Annotated in this window: 24 protein-coding genes and 2 pseudogenes; 18 read left to right on the forward strand and 8 right to left on the reverse strand. The window is 56.1% G+C overall.

Annotation, left to right across the window (positions count from 1 at the left end; all coding sequences use genetic code 11):
• Positions 1–26: 26 nt before the first annotated feature.
• Together AC6I6X_RS02915 and AC6I6X_RS02920 are read right to left on the reverse strand one after the other, a co-directional pair.
• Complete coding sequence (locus AC6I6X_RS02915; protein WP_497928998.1) at positions 27–935, reverse strand: ADP-ribosylglycohydrolase family protein; 909 nt, start codon at positions 933–935, stop codon at positions 27–29.
• 106 nt (positions 936–1,041) lie between these two features.
• Complete coding sequence (locus AC6I6X_RS02920; RefSeq protein WP_497929639.1) at positions 1,042–1,872, reverse strand: sulfite exporter TauE/SafE family protein; 831 nt, start codon at positions 1,870–1,872, stop codon at positions 1,042–1,044.
• A 106-nt stretch (positions 1,873–1,978) separates the two neighbouring features.
• Between AC6I6X_RS02920 and AC6I6X_RS02925 the strand changes: the two genes are divergently transcribed.
• The 11 genes and pseudogenes from AC6I6X_RS02925 (at position 1,979) to AC6I6X_RS02975 (ending at position 10,729) form a co-directional block, all read left to right on the forward strand.
• Positions 1,979–2,374 (forward strand): CopG family ribbon-helix-helix protein, encoded by a 396-nt coding sequence (locus AC6I6X_RS02925; RefSeq protein ID WP_497928999.1) that lies wholly within the window; start codon positions 1,979–1,981, stop codon positions 2,372–2,374.
• A gap of 128 nt (positions 2,375–2,502) precedes the next feature.
• A complete protein-coding gene (locus AC6I6X_RS02930) occupies positions 2,503–3,480 on the forward strand; it encodes an alpha/beta fold hydrolase (RefSeq protein WP_497929000.1) in 978 nt (325 codons plus the stop codon).
• Positions 3,481–3,922: 442 nt separating this feature from the next.
• Positions 3,923–4,578, forward strand: a pseudogene (locus AC6I6X_RS02935) (helix-turn-helix domain-containing protein).
• Positions 4,579–4,649: 71 nt separating this feature from the next.
• Positions 4,650–5,009, forward strand: coding sequence for a DUF7344 domain-containing protein (locus AC6I6X_RS02940; protein WP_497929001.1), 360 nt, complete (start codon positions 4,650–4,652; stop codon positions 5,007–5,009).
• Positions 5,009–5,278 (forward strand): tyrosine-type recombinase/integrase, encoded by a 270-nt coding sequence (locus AC6I6X_RS02945; RefSeq protein ID WP_497929002.1) that lies wholly within the window; start codon positions 5,009–5,011, stop codon positions 5,276–5,278. Before AC6I6X_RS02940 ends, AC6I6X_RS02945 begins: the two co-directional genes overlap by 1 nt.
• Positions 5,279–5,690: 412 nt before the next feature.
• Positions 5,691–7,102 (forward strand): annotated as a pseudogene (locus AC6I6X_RS02950) (FAD-binding oxidoreductase).
• 318 nt (positions 7,103–7,420) lie between these two features.
• Positions 7,421–7,681, forward strand: a complete 261-nt coding sequence (locus AC6I6X_RS02955; protein ID WP_497929003.1) for an antitoxin VapB family protein — start codon at positions 7,421–7,423, stop codon at positions 7,679–7,681.
• Positions 7,678–8,070, forward strand: coding sequence for a type II toxin-antitoxin system VapC family toxin (locus AC6I6X_RS02960; protein WP_497929004.1), 393 nt, complete (start codon positions 7,678–7,680; stop codon positions 8,068–8,070). Before AC6I6X_RS02955 ends, AC6I6X_RS02960 begins: the two co-directional genes overlap by 4 nt.
• Positions 8,071–8,525: 455 nt before the next feature.
• Positions 8,526–9,353: a helix-turn-helix transcriptional regulator gene (locus tag AC6I6X_RS02965; RefSeq protein WP_497929005.1), complete on the forward strand. Its 828-nt coding sequence runs from the start codon at positions 8,526–8,528 to the stop codon at positions 9,351–9,353.
• A 185-nt stretch (positions 9,354–9,538) separates the two neighbouring features.
• Entirely contained in the window at positions 9,539–9,838 is a 300-nt protein-coding gene (locus AC6I6X_RS02970) for a DUF4242 domain-containing protein (RefSeq protein ID WP_497929006.1), read from the forward strand.
• A gap of 69 nt (positions 9,839–9,907) precedes the next feature.
• Positions 9,908–10,729, forward strand: a complete 822-nt coding sequence (locus tag AC6I6X_RS02975; RefSeq protein WP_497929007.1) for a class I SAM-dependent methyltransferase — start codon at positions 9,908–9,910, stop codon at positions 10,727–10,729.
• 442 nt (positions 10,730–11,171) lie between these two features.
• Here AC6I6X_RS02975 and AC6I6X_RS02980 read toward each other — a convergent pair whose 3' ends face one another.
• The 4 genes from AC6I6X_RS02980 to AC6I6X_RS02995 form a co-directional block, all read right to left on the reverse strand.
• Positions 11,172–11,588 carry a PIN domain-containing protein gene (locus AC6I6X_RS02980; protein ID WP_497929008.1) on the reverse strand — a complete coding sequence of 139 codons (417 nt, stop codon included), beginning with the start codon at positions 11,586–11,588 and terminating at the stop codon, positions 11,172–11,174.
• Between the two features lie 9 nt (positions 11,589–11,597).
• On the reverse strand, positions 11,598–11,828 hold the full coding sequence (locus tag AC6I6X_RS02985) for an AF_0619 family ribbon-helix-helix protein (RefSeq protein WP_497929010.1): 231 nt from the start codon (positions 11,826–11,828) through the stop codon (positions 11,598–11,600).
• 297 nt (positions 11,829–12,125) lie between these two features.
• Complete coding sequence (locus AC6I6X_RS02990) at positions 12,126–12,545, reverse strand: hypothetical protein (protein WP_497929011.1); 420 nt, start codon at positions 12,543–12,545, stop codon at positions 12,126–12,128.
• An 85-nt stretch (positions 12,546–12,630) separates the two neighbouring features.
• On the reverse strand, positions 12,631–13,047 hold the full coding sequence (locus AC6I6X_RS02995) for a DUF7344 domain-containing protein (RefSeq protein ID WP_497929012.1): 417 nt from the start codon (positions 13,045–13,047) through the stop codon (positions 12,631–12,633).
• Positions 13,048–13,214: 167 nt separating this feature from the next.
• Between AC6I6X_RS02995 and AC6I6X_RS03000 the strand changes: the two genes are divergently transcribed.
• From AC6I6X_RS03000 to AC6I6X_RS03015, 4 genes are all read left to right on the forward strand, one after another.
• A complete protein-coding gene (locus AC6I6X_RS03000; protein ID WP_497929013.1) occupies positions 13,215–13,616 on the forward strand; it encodes a hypothetical protein in 402 nt (133 codons plus the stop codon).
• A gap of 74 nt (positions 13,617–13,690) precedes the next feature.
• Positions 13,691–13,843, forward strand: a complete 153-nt coding sequence (locus tag AC6I6X_RS03005) for a hypothetical protein (RefSeq protein WP_497929014.1) — start codon at positions 13,691–13,693, stop codon at positions 13,841–13,843.
• A 166-nt stretch (positions 13,844–14,009) separates the two neighbouring features.
• Positions 14,010–15,137 carry a hypothetical protein gene (locus AC6I6X_RS03010; protein WP_497929015.1) on the forward strand — a complete coding sequence of 376 codons (1,128 nt, stop codon included), beginning with the start codon at positions 14,010–14,012 and terminating at the stop codon, positions 15,135–15,137.
• A gap of 119 nt (positions 15,138–15,256) precedes the next feature.
• A complete protein-coding gene (locus AC6I6X_RS03015) occupies positions 15,257–16,216 on the forward strand; it encodes a hypothetical protein (RefSeq protein ID WP_497929016.1) in 960 nt (319 codons plus the stop codon).
• A 34-nt stretch (positions 16,217–16,250) separates the two neighbouring features.
• Here AC6I6X_RS03015 and AC6I6X_RS03020 read toward each other — a convergent pair whose 3' ends face one another.
• The gene (locus AC6I6X_RS03020; RefSeq protein WP_497929017.1) at positions 16,251–16,463 is read right to left on the reverse strand and encodes a hypothetical protein; all 213 of its coding nucleotides are present in this window, start codon (positions 16,461–16,463) and stop codon (positions 16,251–16,253) included.
• Positions 16,464–16,669: 206 nt separating this feature from the next.
• On the opposite strand from AC6I6X_RS03020, the gene AC6I6X_RS03025 reads away from it, so the two are divergent.
• Positions 16,670–17,590, forward strand: coding sequence for a hypothetical protein (locus tag AC6I6X_RS03025; protein WP_497929018.1), 921 nt, complete (start codon positions 16,670–16,672; stop codon positions 17,588–17,590).
• Positions 17,591–17,986: 396 nt separating this feature from the next.
• On the opposite strand, the gene AC6I6X_RS03030 is transcribed toward AC6I6X_RS03025, so the two are convergent.
• Positions 17,987–18,346 carry a hypothetical protein gene (locus tag AC6I6X_RS03030; protein WP_497929019.1) on the reverse strand — a complete coding sequence of 120 codons (360 nt, stop codon included), beginning with the start codon at positions 18,344–18,346 and terminating at the stop codon, positions 17,987–17,989.
• Between the two features lie 176 nt (positions 18,347–18,522).
• Between AC6I6X_RS03030 and AC6I6X_RS03035 the strand changes: the two genes are divergently transcribed.
• Positions 18,523–19,338: a ParA family protein gene (locus AC6I6X_RS03035; RefSeq protein ID WP_497929020.1), complete on the forward strand. Its 816-nt coding sequence runs from the start codon at positions 18,523–18,525 to the stop codon at positions 19,336–19,338.
• Positions 19,331–19,720, forward strand: coding sequence for a DUF8160 family protein (locus tag AC6I6X_RS03040; RefSeq protein ID WP_497929021.1), 390 nt, complete (start codon positions 19,331–19,333; stop codon positions 19,718–19,720). Before AC6I6X_RS03035 ends, AC6I6X_RS03040 begins: the two co-directional genes overlap by 8 nt.
• Positions 19,721–19,766 lie beyond the last annotated feature (46 nt).

Here is a 19,766-nt window from a genome sequence, read left to right on the forward strand (position 1 = left end):
GTCCCGATCGAACGCGAGAACGTACATCACACTCCCTCCAAGAGATCATCCGCCAGCGATTCGAGTTCGTCCGTCTCGTCGATCGCAGAGAGCCATCGGTCAGGGAGTTGTGACGCACCGAACCGTGCACCCGCAACCGCTCCGGCAATCGCACCGATCGTATCGGTGTCACCACCTCGATTAACAGCAGTCACGATCGCTTCTTCAGCACTCTCGGTGCCTAATCCATCATGGAGTGCCGTTTGAAGCGAGTGAACAACGTACCCCGATGTTTCGAGCGAGCCGGGCGAGTTGCCTTGGGTGATCGGTCTGAGCGCGGTCGTAAGTTCCTCTGGTGCACCCGCATCGACGTAGTCGAGCGCGTCCTGTAATGGCGTGTCTGTGTCGTCGAGGAGACCAGCCACTGTGAGGTTGAAAATCGCGCAACCATAGGTACACCGCGGATCAGCGTGCGTGATCTGCGAGGATTGCCGGCTCACCTCGGCGAGTCGATCCCAATCCGTCGCGTACGGGATGGCGAGCGGCGGGCACCGCATTACACTCCCATTCCCGGCATTCTGGCCTTCCTGACTGTCCTCCCAGACCTGCTGGCCCGCCTCGTCCCACGTCGAACCGCGCTTGAACTCACGCAGCGATCGTGCGGTCATCCGACCGATGTCGAACGGGCCACTATCGTACCACGCGACGAACCGATCCGCGATGTCTGCCGGATCGAACTCCTGTTGTTCGACGAGGCTTCGTGCGATACATAGCGCTTGCTCGGTATCATCAGTAATCGTTCCCGCCGGTTGATTCCACGTCCCGTGCCCGACCATCTCGTCGAGCTCCCCGTACTGTCCGGTGATTCCCGACGCCGATGCGAACTCGACTGGTCGCCCGAGCGCATCTCCACACGCAAGCCCCAGCAGAACACCGCGGGCACGATCCGAATCCATGCGTCCCCCAATGAACCCGTCTCGAAAAAATGTATGGAAGAGTTACTTCACGCGGTACGTCCAGTCACCCGGAGCCAGATCACATAGCAACAGTATCTAGTACATTTCAAAATAGCCCTATGATGAAGCCGAATCCCATGAGGATAAGAACCGACGCCGAAAATGCCGGGAGATAGGGAGTGTACTTCTCGACTTCTTCCTCGAAGTTTTGATACCCTGCGATCAGTAGCAGCGTCAGACCGACGATGCCGATGATAACCGTCACGGCGTACGCGCTCATCAGTCCGAGACAGTAATTCGACCCGGCGCACAGCGCGATGATCTCGAATTCCTCCTCGTGGGCGAACCCGAGGACGAACGCGAACCATGCGATCCCGAGAAGGCCGCGATCAGCGGCATCGTCGAGTCCCTCGTGCGAATGAGTGTGTGAGAAACCACCCACGAATGGGAGACGTCGTTGTAAACCAGCCAGTACCCCATCCGGAGAATCGTCGGCATGCTCGTGGTCGTGATCTGTGTGTGAGTAATCGTGATCTGTGTGTGAGTGACCGTGGTCTGTGTGTGAGTGATCGTGATTACGGTTTCCGTGAGAGTGCCCGTGGGTGTACTCACGAATCCCGAGTGCGATGAGCAGTATCCCAGCGAAGAGACTCACGGGTCCACTGATCTGGACTCCTCCGAGAATCGTGAGTGGTTCATTGGCCCGTGCAAGGTTGAAGTAGTCCTTCGCGTAGAAGAAGACGGCCACCATCGCGAGACTGCTGATGAGGTGGCCGATTCCGATGATCAGGCTCGCCGCGAACCCGTATAGCCATTTGTTAGTTTGATCGAGCGCATACGAGGCGGCGACCGGCCAGCCGTGACCCGGTTCGATCCCGTGGATCGCACCGAGTACGACGGCACCGATGATCGGGCCGAGTATATCGTCTGGAAACATCGCCACACTCAACACTCAGAAAACGGCAACTTTAGAGATTGTTAATATCGAATCGGGGGATTCGTCATAACGAACCTCTTGTACCTGCACGAGCCAATTGAAACCGATGCGAACGAGTTTCAACATCCCCGACGAGGTAGTCGAGGAGTTCGATCGGGTGTGGCAGGACGAGGGGATCGAGAATCGGTCCCGAGCCGTCAGAGAAGCGATGCTGGAGTTCATCGAAGCGCACTCTCGACTCGAAGATACTACCGGCGAGATCGTTGCTCTCGTCGGATTTGACTACCGACATCACGACGTGATTCAGGAACTCCACGGTGTCCAACACGAGTATCAGGACGTGATCCTCAATACGAGCCACACGCATCAGGGTGACTGGTGTCTCGAATCGCTATTTTGTCGTGGGTCTGCCGAGCGGGTGCGCGAACTCACATACCGACTGCGTGACTTCGACGGGGTGCGCCGGGTGAAGGTGATGGTCATCCGTGATAGTGAGCCGTGACCGGCGGACTAACCGAACAGCAACCGGAAGATTTCCAGGTACAAATCGCGCACTGCACGCAATTAGTCGTTCGAGGATTGGTGCTTGCTATCTTATCACAAAGTGGGTCGTAGGTTCCAGGGGATACCATGACTGAATCAGAACATCAGTCAGAATCGGTCGAGGAGACGCCAGATTCACCGCCTACGACGACCGCTGAGACGGAGTTCGAGGCGGCCCAGCGGCGCGTATTCGACGAGACAGGGATCGGCGTCCAGTCACGGTACGTGAACCGTGAGAGACCACGGTCGCGGCTGCACGTTCTCGAAGCGGGCGATCTCGACAGCGACGAGCCACCCGTAGTATTCATCCACGGCGCCGGCGGGTTCGGGGCGTTTTTCGCCCCGCTCATGGTCCACCTCGACGACTTGCGGCTGATCGCCATCGATCGACCGGGCTGTGGTCTCAGCGACAACTTCGTGTACACCACGGCAAACCACCGGCAAACGGTCGGTGATGTACTCGTGGATGTTCTTGACGACTTGGGAGTAGACCGTGTTGACATCGTTGGCAACTCGACGGGCGGGTACTGGGGCCTCGTGTTCGCGCTCACCCACTCGAAGCGAGTTCGGCGCGTAATCCCGATCGGTGGCGTCCCGACGTTCCCGGGAACTCGGCCACCGGTCCCGGTCAGATTGTTTACCGTGCCCGTGCTCGACCGACTGCTCGCGCGAGTCCAAAGACCGAGCGAGGAAAACGTCGTGAAATTTATGGAAATGGCCGGGGAGGGCGAGACGATTCAGCGCTATCCCGCACTGATACGGGCGAAAGTCGCCCACGACCGCATCCCGCGGTCCGTTGACGAGCGGTTCAGCGAGTTCAAATCATTCCTGACGGTGCGAGGATGGCGTGCTGCGACGCGCCTCCGGGAGGCTGAGTTGCGCGATCTCCAGCGTCCCACGACGTTCATTTGGGGCGAACGAGACTTCCTGGGAAGTCCGGATGACGTTCGCGAGAGCGTCGAGGTGATTCCGGATGCTCGCCTCGTGGCGATGGACGCCGGACACGGCCCCTGGTTAGGACAACCGGCGGAGTGTGCCCAACTCATCCGCGAGATGCGAACGTAGATCCGGACTTTTGTACATACACCGCAGCGGTAGCGGAGAATCGACCGGTAACGTACGTTGAGGCGAGAGACTGAGACGGTGACCCGCAATGACGGTCCTCAGTACAAGACGGCCGATCGAACAACTACCGGAAAATATTTTGGGCTAGAACCGCGGTAAAGGACCTGAAGGCTCGACCCCCTCGATAGGTGAGATATTGCCCCGGTCGTGCTGAATAGAGAGGGCGCGTGTCGGCCACTCGACCTTCTCGGCCTTCGGTGTTACGTCCAGAGGGAGCTGGTAACGCCCTCGGATACCGTAGTAGTGATCCCACTGTTCGGGGCAAGACGCACCTGGTACCGATACTTGGGCCGAGAAATTATGCGTCCGGGCACAGTGGCGCCACGACAACGGTAGTTGATCGGTGGCAAACTCTTATAGCTGGAATCCAACGGTACAGACGATGGCTACCGAGGCGACGTTCACGGTTCCGTCAGACCAATTCTCCTTGGGGACAGTGTTCAACCAACTACCGAACGTGACGGTCGAACTGGAACGAATTATCCCCGCGCGGGACGTGGTAATCCCCTACTTCTGGGTACGGGGAACCGAGGTCACTGACATCGAAAGCGCATTCACCGAGCACCCGGGCGTGAAGGAGATTCGGCTCGTTGACTCCGTTGAGGACGAGCACCTGTTACGCGTCCAGTGGGCGTTGGACTACGACGACGTGCTAAGCATACTGACGGAGACAGAGGTGCCGCTCATTAACGCCGTTGGCACAAATCAGCAGTGGACGTTCGAGATTCGCGGCGAGGATCGAAGCGACATCGCAGACTTTCAACGACGCTGTCGAGAACTGGACGTCACGATCACGTTGACGGAGTTACACGCGCTCACACCAATTGAGACGTCGGCTGAAGCCGCCCTCACTGACGCCCAGCAAGAGGCACTGATCCTCCCTACGAGCGTGGCTACTTCGAGTCTCCGCGGGAGGTCACGATGGCAGAGATCGGCGAGGAACTCGGTATCTCACAGCAGGCTGTCGCCTCCCGCCTCCGACGCGGAATCAAGCACGTTCTCGAGAGTACGCTCTCCGCCATCACAGTTCAATCCTGACCGGTCGGTTAAAAACAGTTTGTATACTAAAAAGTGATTGTGAAGTCTGACTGAGGCCTTCACCAGGTATAATGGAAGGGCGCTCGATTGCCTTCGGCTCGGTGCTCGGCCTGTGTCAGAACCAGCATCGTCGAATCGTGCTTGCGTTGCTCACAGAAGAACAGCGGTCGTTGACGCTGAATGACCTCACAAAGACCATCCTCAAGTACAATCATCAGACGACCATTACGGAGGCGTCTGAGGACGTGATAACAGAGGTTCGTCTCTCGCTACATCACGACCACCTCCCGAAGTTAGCGTCGGAGGGACTCGTAAACTATGATCCAGAGCGACGATACGTGGAACCAACCGAGCAACTCGATCAGGTACAACCAATCCTGTCTACGATCCTCGGTGCCGACCCCACACTCGAAACGCCGATAGAACGATAGTGTCGATCGACTGGTTGTTGATTCGTCCGGACGATGGAAGTCCGTGGTTGTTCCTGACACAGAAGGGGAAGCAGATGAAAAAGTCGAGCCTCGGTCACGTGTGGCGGAAACACTGGTGGCCGGAGTACGAGTCTGATGAGGAAGATGAGTATCGGTCGACCACGCCGCATTCTGCGCGACACTGGTTTTCGACGTGGATGCAGAATCACGTGGGAATGGCCGAGAGGAATACAGTGTTTGAGTGGGAACAAGATAGGGCCGGACGTTGATACGAGTCGGGCGGCGTTTTACCGGTACGTTCACACGTGCTACGATGATGTTGAGAAGGAGTACCGTGCGGGGATCTTCAAACTGGGTCTCTAACGTCTCGGTCCTGTTGTCGTAGTGGCTAGTTGAAATAAACTCTGTTTAAAGAGCTACTGCTCAAAGTCGTCATCCCTGCCCCGTCCGTCCGTTTCTGCGGTACGTCTTTGTTCGACCTTGTTCAGGTAGCTGAAGTCCAGCACGGATCGTCCTGAAACGTGGGAACCAGACCAATTGAACCCCTTCTAATACGGTGATAGAGGCCCTGAATACGCCATACATATAACAAAACGACTGGGTTACCGCGCGATAAGGGTATGATGTGGTAACACGTAGCACATGTACGGGCACGCCCCTCGACGAGAGGTAGTTAGTACCATGCCAGAACCACAAACCGGAATAGACGAAGAAACTGTCCAAGGGTTCGGCGCAGAGCTACGAGGCGAAGTCCTTCGCCAGGAGGACGCGGGCTACGACGAAGCGCGCACAATTTGGAACGGGATGATCGATAAACGGCCAGCCCTCATTGCCCGGTGTGCGGGCGCCGCGGACGTGATCACGGCAGTGAACTTCGCACGAGAGTACAACCTTGAAATCGCTGTGCGCGGCGGCGGCCACAACGTCGCCGGCACCGCCGTCTGCGACGATGGTATCGTTATCGACCTCTCACCGATGCGGGCCGTGTGGGTCGATCCGCGCGCGCGGACCGCCCGGGTACAGGGCGGTGCCCTGTGGAGTGACGTCGACCACGAGACCCAGGCCCACGGACTTGCGACCACGGGCGGCATCGTCAGCCACACCGGCGTTGCCGGGCTCACCCTCGGCGGCGGAATCGGCTGGCTGATGCGCAAGCACGGCCTCACCGTCGACAACCTGCTCTCCGCCGATGTGGTGACTGCCGATGGCGAGTTCGTCCGAGCCTCGGAAGACGACCACTCGGACCTGTTTTGGGCGTTGCGGGGAGGCGGTGGAAACTTCGGGATCGTGACCTCCTTCGAGTTCGCTCTCCACCCTGTCGGTCCAACTGTACTCGCCGGTCCCATGTACTGGCCAGCGGACGACACCGCCGGCGTACTGCGCTTCTACCGCGACTTCGTACGGAATGCACCCGACGAGCTGGGCACTGTCGTCAGGTTCGGGAACATCCCTCCACTCCCGGTTGTCCCCGAGGAGCTTCACTGGCGACCCGCCGTGGCCATCAACACCTGCTACGCGGGTCCAGTTGAGGAGGGTGAAAGCGTGCTCCGACCGCTGCGCGAACACAGCACACCGCTTCTCGACCTGGTCTCTCTCGAGCCGTATGTGGCGCATCAGAGCGGGACCGACAGCACCGTTTTCCATGGATGGCACTACTACTGGAAGTCGACCGACTTGCCCGAACTGTCCGACGACCTAATCGACGTGTTCGTCAACCACGCCTTCACGGCGGAATCACCCCGTTCGTACTCGGTGCTGTTCCATCTCGGCGGAGCAGTGAGTTGGGTCGATACTGACGCCACCGCCTACACCGGTCGGCACGCGCCTCACAACATCAAATCAACGGCGTGTGGCGTCCCGACGAGACGGACGAGTTCGCCGAGTCGGAGACCGCGTGGGTCCGTCGATTTTTGGACGCACTCGAACCGTACCGAGAGGGCGTCTACGTGAATTTCCTCGATGCCGATGACGGCACCCAACGGGTCCGTGATGCCTACGGTGAGCACACCTACCGACGACTCGCCGAGATCAAGGCCGAATACGACCCCGACAACGTGTTTCACCTCAATCAGAACATCGAGCCGGCAGGCTGAAGCTTCTTGTCCAAGTTGGTTCATAGCCTTTCGCACCCCTACTGCACTGTGACGGACTCATCTCTGTCACCAATTCACCGACAACAGATAGAACAGCTACCGAGAGAAGACACCATACCTCTATCGCCGATATACGGCCTGAAGTGCCTGATTACGGCTACCTGCTTTCTCGCTGTTCCACCTTGCTCAGGTCTATAACTCACGTTACACTGTTTCGTGTACTTTGCCGGTTTCTCGCTACGTTAGCACATCTTTCCGTCGAGCGAACGGGCTTCGCACAAGTATTTTTTAAACGTGCATGTAGTACTGTGTACTACAATGGCGACGAAAACGATTTCACTCGACGAGGAAGCCTACGAGCGGCTGAAAGCCCGAAAAAAAGAGGGGGAAAGCTTCAGTGAAACCGTCAAGCGCCTTGCGGGAGAACGGTCGTGGAACGAGGTCACGGGAATTCTTTCCGAGGACGAAGCGGTGGACCTCGAGGCCGCTATCGAGGAGGGACGAACGAAGTCCAGAGAACGGAGTGACCGCCTCACAGCAGCGTTAGACGAAGCCGTAGGCGACGAGACGTCGGAATGATTCAGGACACATCGTTCATTATCGACTTACTTCGGGGCGACGAAAACGCAAAACGACTTCTCGATATCGTCGAAAAAGAAGCGCGACCACAGAAAGTGTCCTCCGTGACGGTTTTGGAACTCTACGAGGGCGTTGCTCGGTCTCAAACGCCGGAGACGAAGCGAGAGCGAATTCTCGAGATACTGGGAACGAAGCACGTCGTGAGTGCCGATCAGACCGTGATGCGGAAAGCCGGAAAACTCTCCGGTGAGCTAATTAACGACGGTGAACGGATTGAGCGAGAAGACTGTATTATCGTTGCGACTGCGCTTCTCAACGACGAACCGATTATCACGAGAAACACCAAGCACTTCGGACGTATCGACGGCCTCGAAATACGGTCTTACTAACGCCTTGAGAGAAGTGTTACCGATTCTCTCGCTGCTCAACTTTGTTCAGGTGGCTGAAATCCGTAACACAACCCGGTGGAATAAATCTCTTTTTGGGGTTTAAACTATTGAAAACAAGCGGTACAGACGATCTCACGAGCCCACCGATATGAGCGTGCGCCACCGGTGGTGAAGCCTCGTCGAAACCCTTAGCGGGTGAGCTATTGTCGCGGTAGTGCTGAACACAGGGCGTGTATCCATCATACTCAACTACTGAATTCGGTTCAACATTTGAAATTGAAACGACCGCCATTAATCTTGGGGCGGCGAGAGAACCGTAGCGGTTTTCGCTCAGCAGAGAGTGATTTGATTCGGATTCATCACTTCCAGTATACGAGAAAGATTTCTATGCAGTCGTCCAACACGGTCGGGGGACACGCCAGCAACTCTATTATGTGCCCATGCGTATGCTTGACATGGGCCCCTCGATCGAAGATATCGAATTCATTGCCAGTTCCAAACACCGCGTCGGGGTACTCGATGCCTTGGCTGGCGGAGGCTGCGACCGGGATGACCTACGGGCAGCCACTGGAGCCTCGTCCCCAACGATGGGTCGTGTTTTGAACGCGTTCGAAGAGCGACGCTGGATCGAACGAACTGGACCGACGTACGAACTGACGCCGCTCGGCGAATACGTCGTCGAACGGTTCGCCGAGCTCCGTGAGGCGATGCAAACCGAACGAAAGCTCCGGGACGTCTGGCGGTGGCTCCCCCGCGAAATGGAGGGGTTTTCCGTGGAACTCTTCGCTGACGCCGTCATTGCTTACCCTAGTCCTGGCTATCCCTACGAACCCGTCGAACGAGTGCTACAACTGGTCGAAGAAAGTGATTGGATGTGTGGCTTTGGGGCAACGGTGTTCAAATCGATCGCCAATGAAGCGATCTGCCTGGCAGTCCTTGACGGGATGGAATTCGAGTACGTGTATCCGCCCGAAGTGTTGGCAGCGACCGTCGCCTGGGATTCAGAAATGGTTGAGAAGGCCGCCGCAATGGAACATTGCACCGTCCTCGTCCACGATAATCTCCCCGACAAGAAGCGGTGTGGATTCGGTATCTTCGAGCATCGCGTCGGCATCTGCTGTCACGACGCGGATTCCAGAGCACTCCGGGCGTGGATCGACACGGATGCTCCCGAGGCCCGCGAGTGGGCGCTCTCGGTCTTCGAGCGCTATCGCGACGAGGCGCGGCCAGCTGACGAGACGGATATGAACGTCCCAATTCCCGAGGGGATTACAGTCCCGTGAAACGACCTGGCGGTGTCGGTTGGAGTCAGCAGGATAGTCACTCGTTAGTATGCGCACTGTTTTGACTGGCAACTGACGGTCTCGTGTTGGTGCTGCTGACTGGCTGCTTTCACCCGGTGAAATATTTCACTAGGTATTTACAATATCGTCGCACTCGTAGCAATTCATCGAGGAGGCGAACAGATATGAGTGACCCCGAACTGGAGGATTTTCTGATCCTCCGCAACCTATATGAACCACTCCCCGAAGAAACGTTCCGCGCTGTCGCGGAAGGAGCCGGCGAGGTGCTGCAAGGTCTCACCGACGAGGGTGTTGGCATCCGGTGGGTCAAATCGCACGTACGGACCAAACCGGACGGGACAGTCGTTGGAACCTTCTGTCACTACCAGGCCGAGAGCGAAGAGGCGCTCCTCGAGCACGCCGACCGCGCTGGACTTCCCGTGACCCAAATCGATCTCCACGGGAAGACGCTGGAAGCCGAATAACAGCCCACGATTGAATCGAGGCATGGCAGAGAGAGGAAGGACCACCATATACAGAAACAGGTACAACCGATGAACGACGGGACCCAATCCACCGACTACGCCAAAGTCACCGAACGCCAACGGGAGACCTGGGCGACCGGCGATTTCAACGAGATCGCTCGACAAAACGTGGTCATGGCCGAGGCGCTCTGTGAAGCTGCCGATCCACACCCCGGCCAACGCGTGCTGGACGTCGCGTGTGGCAGCGGAACCGCCGCCCTCGTTGCAGAGCGCCGGTACTGTGAGGTCACAGGTATCGACTATGTGTCCGGGCTGATCGAACGTGCGAAGGCTCGAGCACAAGCCAACGGGCAGCGGATCGACTTTCGTGTCGGTGATGCACAGGACATGCCGATTCCCGACAATGAGTTCGATGTAGTCCTCTCGGTCTACGGGGTGCAGTTCGTACCCGACCAGGAGCGGGCGGCACGCGAGTTGCTTCGTGTGTGTAAACCCGGAGGCAAAATTGGCCTCGCGGGGCCGATTTCCGAGGGGTGGAGCGGCGACTGGTTTGCTGCTCATTCTCGGTACGCGTCACCACCCCCTGGCGTCCAGTCACCTCTTCGCTGGGGGACAGGGGAGGGCCTTGAAGAGCTACTCGGGAATGACGTTCGATCGATCGAGAATGAACGACGGACAGCACTCCAATACTATCGGTCGATCGACCATGCTGTGGAGGTGTTCAGCAGGTACTTCGGCCCGACGATCCGGGCACTCGAGGAGATCGATCCTGCCGGCCAAGAGGATCTCCTGAACGATCTCAAGGCCGTCATGAGTCGATACAATCGCGCGACGGACGGAACCGCAATTGTCGAGAACCAGTATCTCCAAACCATTGCAATCAAAAAATAACCAAAAAAGAACGGTCATCAGAAGGATTCATGGACGGTGATTCTCGTGACGCATCGACCGGGCAGCGAATCCCGCCAATAGATAGACTCGTGAGCGGACGTCCTCAAATAGTTTGTCGGTCGCTCCAAGGTCTCTCTTCGATTCAGTGCCCGAGGCGTCCATGGCACTGTGGTCTCGTTCACCGATCGACAACCGAAAGAGTAACTACCGGAAGAAGAACTAGCTACCCCAACGGCAATAGAAGCTCTGAAACGCCCGAATTCTGCTACCGGTTACTCCTTTGTTCCACCTTGTTCAGGTAGCTGAAATCCACGATGGAATCTCGTGAAAATTATCTTCCGATTCACTCTCAGGACATCGAATACGGGCGTAACAGGCTTCCTATTGCTGCCACATATAAAAGAAGGAACCCCCTCATTCTACAGGCCACTGTTTGGATCGGCTAGAGCGTGTCGAACGAGTCGATCACGTTGCTCGTCGAGTGGGCCTCAACGACATCCTGTTCCTCGAAGTCCGAGTCGTCGCTCCAGATATCGGCATCGGTGGCAAGAGCACACGCGAGGTATAACACATCATCCGGGTCGATGTCGCCAAGCGCCACTTCGGCCCGCTCGATATACGGATAGAACTCACTGGCGGGAACGATTTCGATGTACTGGAAGAGGAGGTCGATGAACTGTGCGACTCGCTCTGGAGTCATCCCTGACTTCTCGACGATCAGCTCCTCGTAGTTCTCGATTTCGTCGTGGACGAACTCGGGTGTGAAGAGATCGGGTTCGAGTGTAACGATGAGTTCGCGGGTTTTCGAGTCTGCAATGAGTGCGGAGATGACGACGTTGGCATCGACGACCAGCTTCATCCGTCGAGATTACTCCGACTCTTCTTCGACGCGTTTGCGTGCGCTTGCGTTGATTTTGTCAGCAATCTCGGCAACGTCGCTCTTGGTGAGTTCGCTGCTGGACGTGAGCTCGTCCATCACTTCGAGCGACTCGATCTTCTCCTGGATCGCCTGTCGCGTGACCTCACTCCAGTTGATCTCTGGGTGCTTCTCCATTCGCTTCTTGAGTTCGTCGTCGACGTTAACCGTGATCGTGGGCATACAGGAAGCTATGTGTGCACAGAATACTGTGTCTTTCGGTGAATCCGTTCCGTGTATCGTTCCCAGGAATAGCTCTGGAGGTGTGTGAGCTGAGGCGATCCCGACGCATCTCTCAGGCGTAATTCCGCGGATATTTACGAAAGCAAGGAGAGTTTCGAGTGCTGACGGTCTAGCCATGTGTATGCGCGGTCAGGTGACCGAGTAGTATAGACAGGCACCGTCAGCATTCTGCACTGTTGAGTAGCGACGCTAGCCGTCCAGAGTCTCAACCAATATTGGAAGAACAATTTTGAGAAACTACAGCGAGCGCTGCTTTTCTTGCATCTCGATCAACTTATGATAATCTTCCATGATGAGTTCCATCTTCTCCATCAAACTGTCAAGATCATCAATCTGCTTTTCCGAGAGAGACAGGCTGGTGTCCAGATCGCCTGGATCGAGCGTGTACGACCCCTCTCGGTACCGCACAACCAGCTCCCCATTGTAAAAGTCTTCACCGAGCAAGGCTTCGTCCGACGTCTCGACAGCATCGGCGAAGTCGAGCAGTGCCTGCATTTGCGGTGGTTCGAGGATCAGTCCATCCCCGAGACTCCTCGATTTGTTGTTATTGTAGATGAGATAGTCGCCATCGTCGTATTCTGCGATCAGTATATTGCCTGTGATGCGTTTCGTCCAGATGCGCTGTGCTTCGTCACTGTCTGCGTGTTGGTAGGACATCCGGTTTTATTCGCACATACCTCGCTTAAAAGGGTTCGTCAAGACCTTTTAATAACGACCAACACAGCGCGCTTCACTCGTCGCGCTAGCCGTCCAGCCGGGTGCAGAAGTTTTGGTAGGCATTCCATAGGCGTTCGGGTGCTTCGGTCGGCGTGATCGTGCCCCTGTCCCGGTTGTAATCGATGATCGGGCGCATGGTCACCAAGTGAGTTTGATACAGCGCGACGTACACTCGCTCACGCTGTTTCGAGGACAGTTCCGTCACCGTGCAGTCGTTCTCTCTTGCTGCGACGTGCTCGGAAAGGTCTGAAATGGTGACTACTTCGTTTGGTGGCTGGCCGGCCAGATATTCGACTGCCCACCTGCGACGCGCACAAGACAGGATTTCGATAGCGTCACTGTGATCGATGGGTGTGACGTGTGACTGTGACGTGTGACTTTGACGTGCGCGTGTGATAGCGGACTTGATGCGACTGACTGGATTGCAAATTTGCATTTTCATCGGTTTTTTTTTCTCGGGGACGGTCGCCCCGACGCATCCGACCCCTCTATGGTCGGGGCGACCGCTCCCGTTCGGCTAGTCTTTCCCAGAGTCTAGGGATAAAGGCAAAGACCAGCTCACCTGCTCTCAGTCTTTAAACGGGGATATCTCGTACGTTTAGGTAAGAGATGAAGAACACTGCAATGCTCCCGAACGATTGGAACAGGAACCCGGGAATGGCCAAGCGAACAGCTCGATACGCCTGCTTCGAACACGAATCGATGACGGCATTCATCGATGTTTGCCCACCGGAGAACTCAGAGGGACTGTTCGACGTTGACAGCGATGCCTATGCGGTTGCGAAGCTGTACACGAGTCATGACTCCTTGGAAGGCGTGCAGTTCCGCGACCAGCGAGAGATCGAGTCACAACAGGATATGGCCATCGTCGTGCGTGATCTGGCGGACACGTTCTACAACGACTTCTCCGATGACCTTGATGTCGACGAGCGAGAAGAGCCAAGTCCCGGACTGACCATCCCTGACGACTGGCCCGAAGACGCAGAACACCGAACTCTCGACGAATTTTGATTTTCGGCGTGAGTAAGACGGGTATGTAGGGTGCCCCCCAGAACTATTGGAGGGCATCTTGTATTGGGTCGTCAATGACTGGCGAAGACAAAGATCCCTACCCTGCCGCGATCAACGATACTACGTTCGGCTGGCCAGATGGGTCTGACCACGACGACGTGGTTATCGGTGGCCAATCCGGGAAAGATCCGTACCCTAAGGAACTATGCAACGACGACGAGGAGTGAGTGAAGGCTCCCAGGTTCTACTTTCAGTATGCGGCTGACCACTATGTGCGTGTTACACAAACAACTAAATGAGGAGAACGAAAACCCCCGGATGTAAAAAGGCGGAATCAGAAACACCCCATAACAACCCAGCACTATGAATCTCGATCCCGACCGGTACCGAGACATGAGCAAACGGGAGATCCTCCGTGAGCTCATCGAACATGTTGCTACCTCTGAAGAAGATCAAGAGGACAAGGAACACCGGAGCGGGAGCTCTACCGATCTCAACCTCTACCTGCTGGACAACCAGGGGTTCGAGGTAGGGTCGCTCGACGACCACATCAACCACATCACGCAAAGTGAAAGGGTTCGCGGGCACGCGAAGAACTTTGTCAAGAAGTACACCTTCTCAGAAGAAACGTTGGGTGAGGATACAGCGATTGTCAGCGTCACTGTCCCGAAGAAGTCACGCACGGACGAGGCTGTGTGGATTGCTCATGGTGAGTACATCTGGGTGCTCACGACTGTGCGGCAGAAGTGGCGCAAGAAGACAATAGAGAACCTGATCAAGTACCTCCCACAGGTCGAACGACTGTATCTCTCTTCGGACTACCTGGATGACGTTACCGGTGAGGATGTCATTCAGGATTCCTACGTCTCTGGATTCACGGCAAAATACCATGCTCCTTACGCGGAGCGGCAAGCAACGCTTCGCTTCCACGGTGGGCGCGAGGAAGACCTCGAGAAAGCGGAGAGATACTTTGATGCGAAGCCGACCCGGATAGAGTTCGATCAAACGAACAGTCCTACAGCGGCTATCCAAGGCTCCAGTACCAACGATGGCCGGCTCTCGTTGCAGTCCGTGGTTCGAGGGTCGCAGGACAAAGCTGTGGACACTCTGCTGAGTGTTTCCGAGGAGTACCAAGAGCTGGACAAGGCCAGCTTCGAGGTTGAGCACGCGCCAACCCACAGAAGTACGGAGAGCGGGTTTTCCGTAGATGGGTTTACCGCCATTGAGTTGACTGACCCAGATCGCGATGCTGAGTCCGACGAGTCCCTGCTTGAGGAACTCAAAGAGAACGTTCTGAACGGGAACCAGTACCGATTCGGGGAACGAGAGCGGGATACGCTCCGGGTGTACGACACGCACCACGAGGAGATATTCGATCTTGCTGTCGAAGGCGCGGACATCATCTTGTATCCGCGTGAGACGGCGACATCGATGAGTCTGAGAGATATTGTGCAGGAGATATTCGAGTACGACTCGACGTACTCGCAAGAGAAAGTCGAGAATCCGGTTGCCTCACCCTAGTATAGATGTCGGGAGCGCCAGAAGTGGATCGGCAATTGAGAGAGAAGCAAACCTACAATCTATTCTACAGTGCCCTTACAGCTCGCGCTTCTCCCTGTCTGGCTGATCATGGATGGCGTGTGCCGATCAAGTTCGGTGAGATAGACGATCCGTACGCTGGTGTTGTGGCCAGACCCGACTTTGTGCTGTACGATGGGGACACGTGCTTGCTCGTAGAGGTCAAATCGGGGAACAATATCCGAGATAGAGATATCGCGCAGATGGAACGCTGCAACCAGCTCACCATCGACGGGGTCGAGGAAGAGCTGGAAGCGGCAGAAGTCCAAGACAAAACCCCGTACGATGGTGAAGTACAGACCATCGACCGCTGTATTGTGTACCACGATATCGATGAAACGTGGATTGAGCAGTGCAGAGACGAATGGGACAACTGCCAGGAGCAACTCGAACAGCTAGAGCAGCACGCAGCGGTTCTGACACAGGACTTCGGTGGGACGTTGCGTTGTGTTGCTGGAAGCTTCGAGTCTGGCCGTCTTCAACACAGATTTGACGACGGCGTCGAACTCCCCGAGAATCCAAAGGAAGAGTTTGTGTTGACGGAGCAGATGGAGAAGGAGATTCTGGCCGTCGCAATCTGTGATATTTGGGGCGAACAAGCCGTTGGGTACGACGACGCGGTAGAAGTGAACGTGAACCAGATTCGCGATCACTTCGCGCCGACGTTCAACGTTCCCCCGCAGCGAGTGAACCGAGTACTGTACTATCTGACAGAGATCGATGCTTGCGACCACGTTGAGGACTTAACGTACGAGTTCTCTCGAGACCATATCTCAGAGGTGTTGAGTATCATCCAGACGGTTCGTGATCAGCGGGTTGAGGAAGTTCTAGATGACGTCGACGAGGATCATATTCCGGATGAGCAGCAGGCGACCCTCGATATGGTGTCGGATGAGGCATTGGCCAATGGCGGTGACGAAGACGAGGAGGTTGTTGGTGATGGTGAAGGCGAGGAAGGCGATGACGATGAAGAGTCGGAAGGCGCAGACGCGGAGAGCGAAGAGGACGAGAGTCAGGAGTAGCTGCTATTCTTTCTCCCCCGTTGTTTGAACGCGATTAGCCGTGGCGTTCGCGGAAGTATTCCTTCTGGTGTTTTTCGCAGAGCCATTCGTCGCCCGGCCCGGGGACGGCGTCTCGGTCGCAACGAGCGCACTTCTGTCCTTCTGGCGGTGACTCCGTACCTCGGTCACCCATCTCGAGTGATTCTTCAGCAATCCTCGCAGCGACTTCTTCGACGTCATCGTCGTTCTCGTCGGTGTTGTCAGTCATTTCTGTATACTCTTTAGATTCGAGAGAGGTAGATAAATATGGAGACAAGAGCGCCTACGAGCCCTCTCTGTAACGTTTCGGTATAACTGTGAAATGTGACTGTGAGCTGTGATACACAGTTGTGACTTCGAACCCTTGATGCAGATTGTGATGGTCGAATCGGTCAAGACACATTATTAACTTAACCAAACCCAAAACTCAGCAAAATGAACGCTGAGCTTGGACGCCTGATTAACGCCCTTATTGAAGAAAACAACTGCTACCAATGTGGAACGCCCTTCTTGATCGAGGCCTCTGAACTGGACGCCGAAGGCGACGGGATATACACCTCCGACTACCCCTGTCCGGAATGTGAGGCCGAGTACGCCATTACCGTCGAAGACGAGAAGGCATTGCTCGTACTCGAATACTCGAGAACGGACGATAATGCGCCGGAGGAGCCCATTACTCCGTTCCAAAGCCGCAGAAAGGAAGCCCTGCAACGACAGGCACACCCGGTGAAAGATCTCGTAGAGGGGTACACAGAGCTGAACGCCGCGCTCACCCTGCTGTGGCAGAACAGGAAACGAATCATCGAGGCGTGCGATACCCTCCGCGAGAACGGGATAGACATGCGGGATGAGGAGTTCCAGCGACGTGTTCACGCTGACATCCACAACTACGTGGCGAGTGCGTACTCGTTCGAGATAATCCGGAAGAACGTCGAGTCAAATCTTCCTACTGATGGCCCGGTTGTTGATGCTGTCAGTTTGTACGAGGAGGAGAAGAAGGTCGTTATGGGACTGCGGGTGTATGCGCAGAAGCAGTTCACTATCCCATTCTCCTACGCGACTTTTGCGGGCGAGGGTGTTGATAAATACGAGACCACTATCGGAGTGCAGTTAGAGGAGGTGAACGTTATCGAGTCTGATGTGGAGTGGTCGCCGCCGGATGGGTATCGAAAGGGTGCGGATCACCACTATGGGGATGTTGAGGGAGAGTACATCAACGTTGAGCGGCGAGTTAATCTGCACTACGAAGCAGCCGAGGAGATGGTGGGGGCGATTGCCGAATATGGGGAGGAGGTTCACGCGGATGAGCTTGAGGACTATCGGGAGTCCACTCGTTTTGATGCTGGTCGGAGGTAGGGGACACTTGGTTGGTTGTGTTACCAGGTTCAAGAGAGCAGTTGTTACTTGAGAACCGGGGGACTGTCGTGCAACAAACACCATCCGACATCCTCTGTTTTGGCGCAACTCGAGAGGTCGCGCCAGCCGGTCGATTGGGCATCCACAAGGCCGTCATATTTGCACTGTTGATGCTGCTGTCTCTCGTAGCGCCCTATGGCAGCTACACCTGCAACAGCGGGGCCTTGGGGTCAGTTGAAGCGGGAAGCAGCGATTGGACAGAAGTCAGTACTTGGAACATCACCGACGACATTTATGGGCCGTACTTCACTGGTCGTCGTTGTTCTTGATTAGCGCTTCGACGTGTTCAATTGTCGCTGAGTACTGTGCTTCGGATGTTTTTCTGTGGCTGAGTTATTATGTTGGTTCTGTTTTGTTGTTCCAGATTGGAGAGAGAGTCTGGGTTTGTTCTGCTGTGCGGTACTTTTCTTTGATGCGCCCGATCACGGTTCCGACGTGGGATTCGCTGACCCCAAGGAGGCTGGCGATTGCTTTGTGGGAGTGACCGCTATATTTGTACACGTACACCATGACTTCTTGTTCTGAGAGTGTGGTGTGTTCGTGCACGTAGCTGAGAAAGCAGTCCAGGCAGAGGTGGTCGGAGCGGTTTTCGGCGATCCAGGTTGTGTTTGTTTTGCACACTGGAATGTATTCCACATCGTGTGGGCCGAGACCGCATGCATCGCATAGTGCGTCGATTTGTCTTGATTCAACCATCTACATCAACGTTATATGTTGCACAGGTTTAAATAGGTTGTGCAACAGTTTTCAATAAACAACCAACACTTTTAACTAATCGCGAGGTACAGTTGTATATGCACCACGCATACACTACGAGTGATGCGTATTATACGCCTCACACTTTGGTTCGCGTGAGTGCTGGAGGACTCCCGATGACAAAGCGATTATCGATAAACATGCAGAAAGGAGGTGTCGGCAAGTCGACCACGGCGATGAACCTCGCCGGCGCGATCGCCGACCTCGACCACTCGGTACTGCTCGTTGACGCTGATCCGCAAGGACACACCACCAAAGCACTCGGACACGAGACGGCGTACTTGCGCGATGGTGCGTCGATGTACGACGTGATGCTCGACGTCGACAAATTCGCGCAAGTCGACGGGTTCATCGAATCGACCAATGAGGATGGCATCGACATCCTGCCCGCGCACATCGACATGTTCCAGCTCGAGCGCGAACTGTACTTCCAAGGCAGGACAGAGGAGCGCCTCGGCATGGTGCTCGACGAACTGAATACGGAGCACGATGCGATCGTGATGGACTCACCACCGAATCTCGGCCCGCTCACCGATAACACAATCCTCGCGGCGCGCAATGTCCTGTTTCCGGCGCAAGCCCAACAGTCCAGTCGCAGCGCCTTGGAGATGCTCTTCGACGAAGTCGAGACCCTGGAGGCAGAATTCGGCGTTAACGTGCGGATGCTCGGCGCGGTCGTCAATCAAATCAGTCGCGATGGCATGGCCGAAGAGATGCTTGAGTGGTACCGGTCGCAGTTCGGCGAGTACATCTATACGGTGCCCGACCGTGTCGCCTTGCGGTATGCGTGGGAAGACGGTACGACCATCTACGGCTACGAGCCGGAACGCTACGAGGAAGACGCCGTTGAGCAGCTGCGCGACACCTATCGCGAGCTCGCGAGAATGGGGCTTGAGCAGGCCGCAGACGTGGAGGTGGCGGTCGATGTCTAACGACACCGACAACGGTGAGGACGCCGAGTTGAAAGACCGGCAGAATGCGCTCAGCGAACGCTTCGCGAAGCATCGCGACCCCAACCCCACCGACACGACTGACACATCTGATGCGAGTGACGCGGATGACACGGATGAGGCGGGTAATGCGGGTGGGTCGAGTGGGTCGGTACGTGACCGGCCACAGACAGCGATGTACCTACCAGAAGAGTTACGCGAGCGCCTGCTCGATACCTACGAGAAGTTGGATGCGCGCAGTAAGCTCGACGGCGACGGAGCTATCGAGAAGCACCGACACTTCTACGAAGGCTTGGTAGAGTGTGCGCTCGACAGCGACGACCTCGAGGAATACGTGCGCGACAAGCGCGACGGGCGGCGCTAGTCGGCTGGTTCTCCAGACTTCCTCCGGTGGGAGTTGGTGGCTTTCG

This window comes from Halosolutus sp. YCN4 (assembly GCF_059736495.1).

Excerpts from the sequence above, each read along its gene's own strand:
- AC6I6X_RS03005 (WP_497929014.1), top strand. The coding sequence starts at position 13,691 with ATGACTGGCGAAGACAAAGATCCCTACCCTGCCGCGATCAACGATACT.
- AC6I6X_RS03020 (WP_497929017.1), bottom strand. The coding sequence starts at position 16,463 with ATGACTGACAACACCGACGAGAACGACGATGACGTCGAAGAAGTCGCT.
- AC6I6X_RS02985 (WP_497929010.1), bottom strand. The coding sequence starts at position 11,828 with ATGCCCACGATCACGGTTAACGTCGACGACGAACTCAAGAAGCGAATG.
- AC6I6X_RS03040 (WP_497929021.1), top strand. The coding sequence starts at position 19,331 with ATGTCTAACGACACCGACAACGGTGAGGACGCCGAGTTGAAAGACCGG.
- AC6I6X_RS02975 (WP_497929007.1), top strand. The coding sequence starts at position 9,908 with ATGAACGACGGGACCCAATCCACCGACTACGCCAAAGTCACCGAACGC.
- AC6I6X_RS02925 (WP_497928999.1), top strand. The coding sequence starts at position 1,979 with ATGCGAACGAGTTTCAACATCCCCGACGAGGTAGTCGAGGAGTTCGAT.
- AC6I6X_RS02955 (WP_497929003.1), top strand. The coding sequence starts at position 7,421 with ATGGCGACGAAAACGATTTCACTCGACGAGGAAGCCTACGAGCGGCTG.
- AC6I6X_RS02940 (WP_497929001.1), top strand. The coding sequence starts at position 4,650 with ATGGAAGGGCGCTCGATTGCCTTCGGCTCGGTGCTCGGCCTGTGTCAG.
- AC6I6X_RS02930 (WP_497929000.1), top strand. The coding sequence starts at position 2,503 with ATGACTGAATCAGAACATCAGTCAGAATCGGTCGAGGAGACGCCAGAT.
- AC6I6X_RS03000 (WP_497929013.1), top strand. The coding sequence starts at position 13,215 with ATGAAGAACACTGCAATGCTCCCGAACGATTGGAACAGGAACCCGGGA.
- AC6I6X_RS02965 (WP_497929005.1), top strand. The coding sequence starts at position 8,526 with ATGGGCCCCTCGATCGAAGATATCGAATTCATTGCCAGTTCCAAACAC.
- AC6I6X_RS02990 (WP_497929011.1), bottom strand. The coding sequence starts at position 12,545 with ATGTCCTACCAACACGCAGACAGTGACGAAGCACAGCGCATCTGGACG.
- AC6I6X_RS02995 (WP_497929012.1), bottom strand. The coding sequence starts at position 13,047 with ATGAAAATGCAAATTTGCAATCCAGTCAGTCGCATCAAGTCCGCTATC.
- AC6I6X_RS03010 (WP_497929015.1), top strand. The coding sequence starts at position 14,010 with ATGAGCAAACGGGAGATCCTCCGTGAGCTCATCGAACATGTTGCTACC.
- AC6I6X_RS02915 (WP_497928998.1), bottom strand. The coding sequence starts at position 935 with ATGGATTCGGATCGTGCCCGCGGTGTTCTGCTGGGGCTTGCGTGTGGA.
- AC6I6X_RS02980 (WP_497929008.1), bottom strand. The coding sequence starts at position 11,588 with ATGAAGCTGGTCGTCGATGCCAACGTCGTCATCTCCGCACTCATTGCA.
- AC6I6X_RS02970 (WP_497929006.1), top strand. The coding sequence starts at position 9,539 with ATGAGTGACCCCGAACTGGAGGATTTTCTGATCCTCCGCAACCTATAT.
- AC6I6X_RS03030 (WP_497929019.1), bottom strand. The coding sequence starts at position 18,346 with ATGGTTGAATCAAGACAAATCGACGCACTATGCGATGCATGCGGTCTC.
- AC6I6X_RS02960 (WP_497929004.1), top strand. The coding sequence starts at position 7,678 with ATGATTCAGGACACATCGTTCATTATCGACTTACTTCGGGGCGACGAA.
- AC6I6X_RS03025 (WP_497929018.1), top strand. The coding sequence starts at position 16,670 with ATGAACGCTGAGCTTGGACGCCTGATTAACGCCCTTATTGAAGAAAAC.
- AC6I6X_RS02920 (WP_497929639.1), bottom strand. The coding sequence starts at position 1,872 with ATGTTTCCAGACGATATACTCGGCCCGATCATCGGTGCCGTCGTACTC.
- AC6I6X_RS03035 (WP_497929020.1), top strand. The coding sequence starts at position 18,523 with ATGACAAAGCGATTATCGATAAACATGCAGAAAGGAGGTGTCGGCAAG.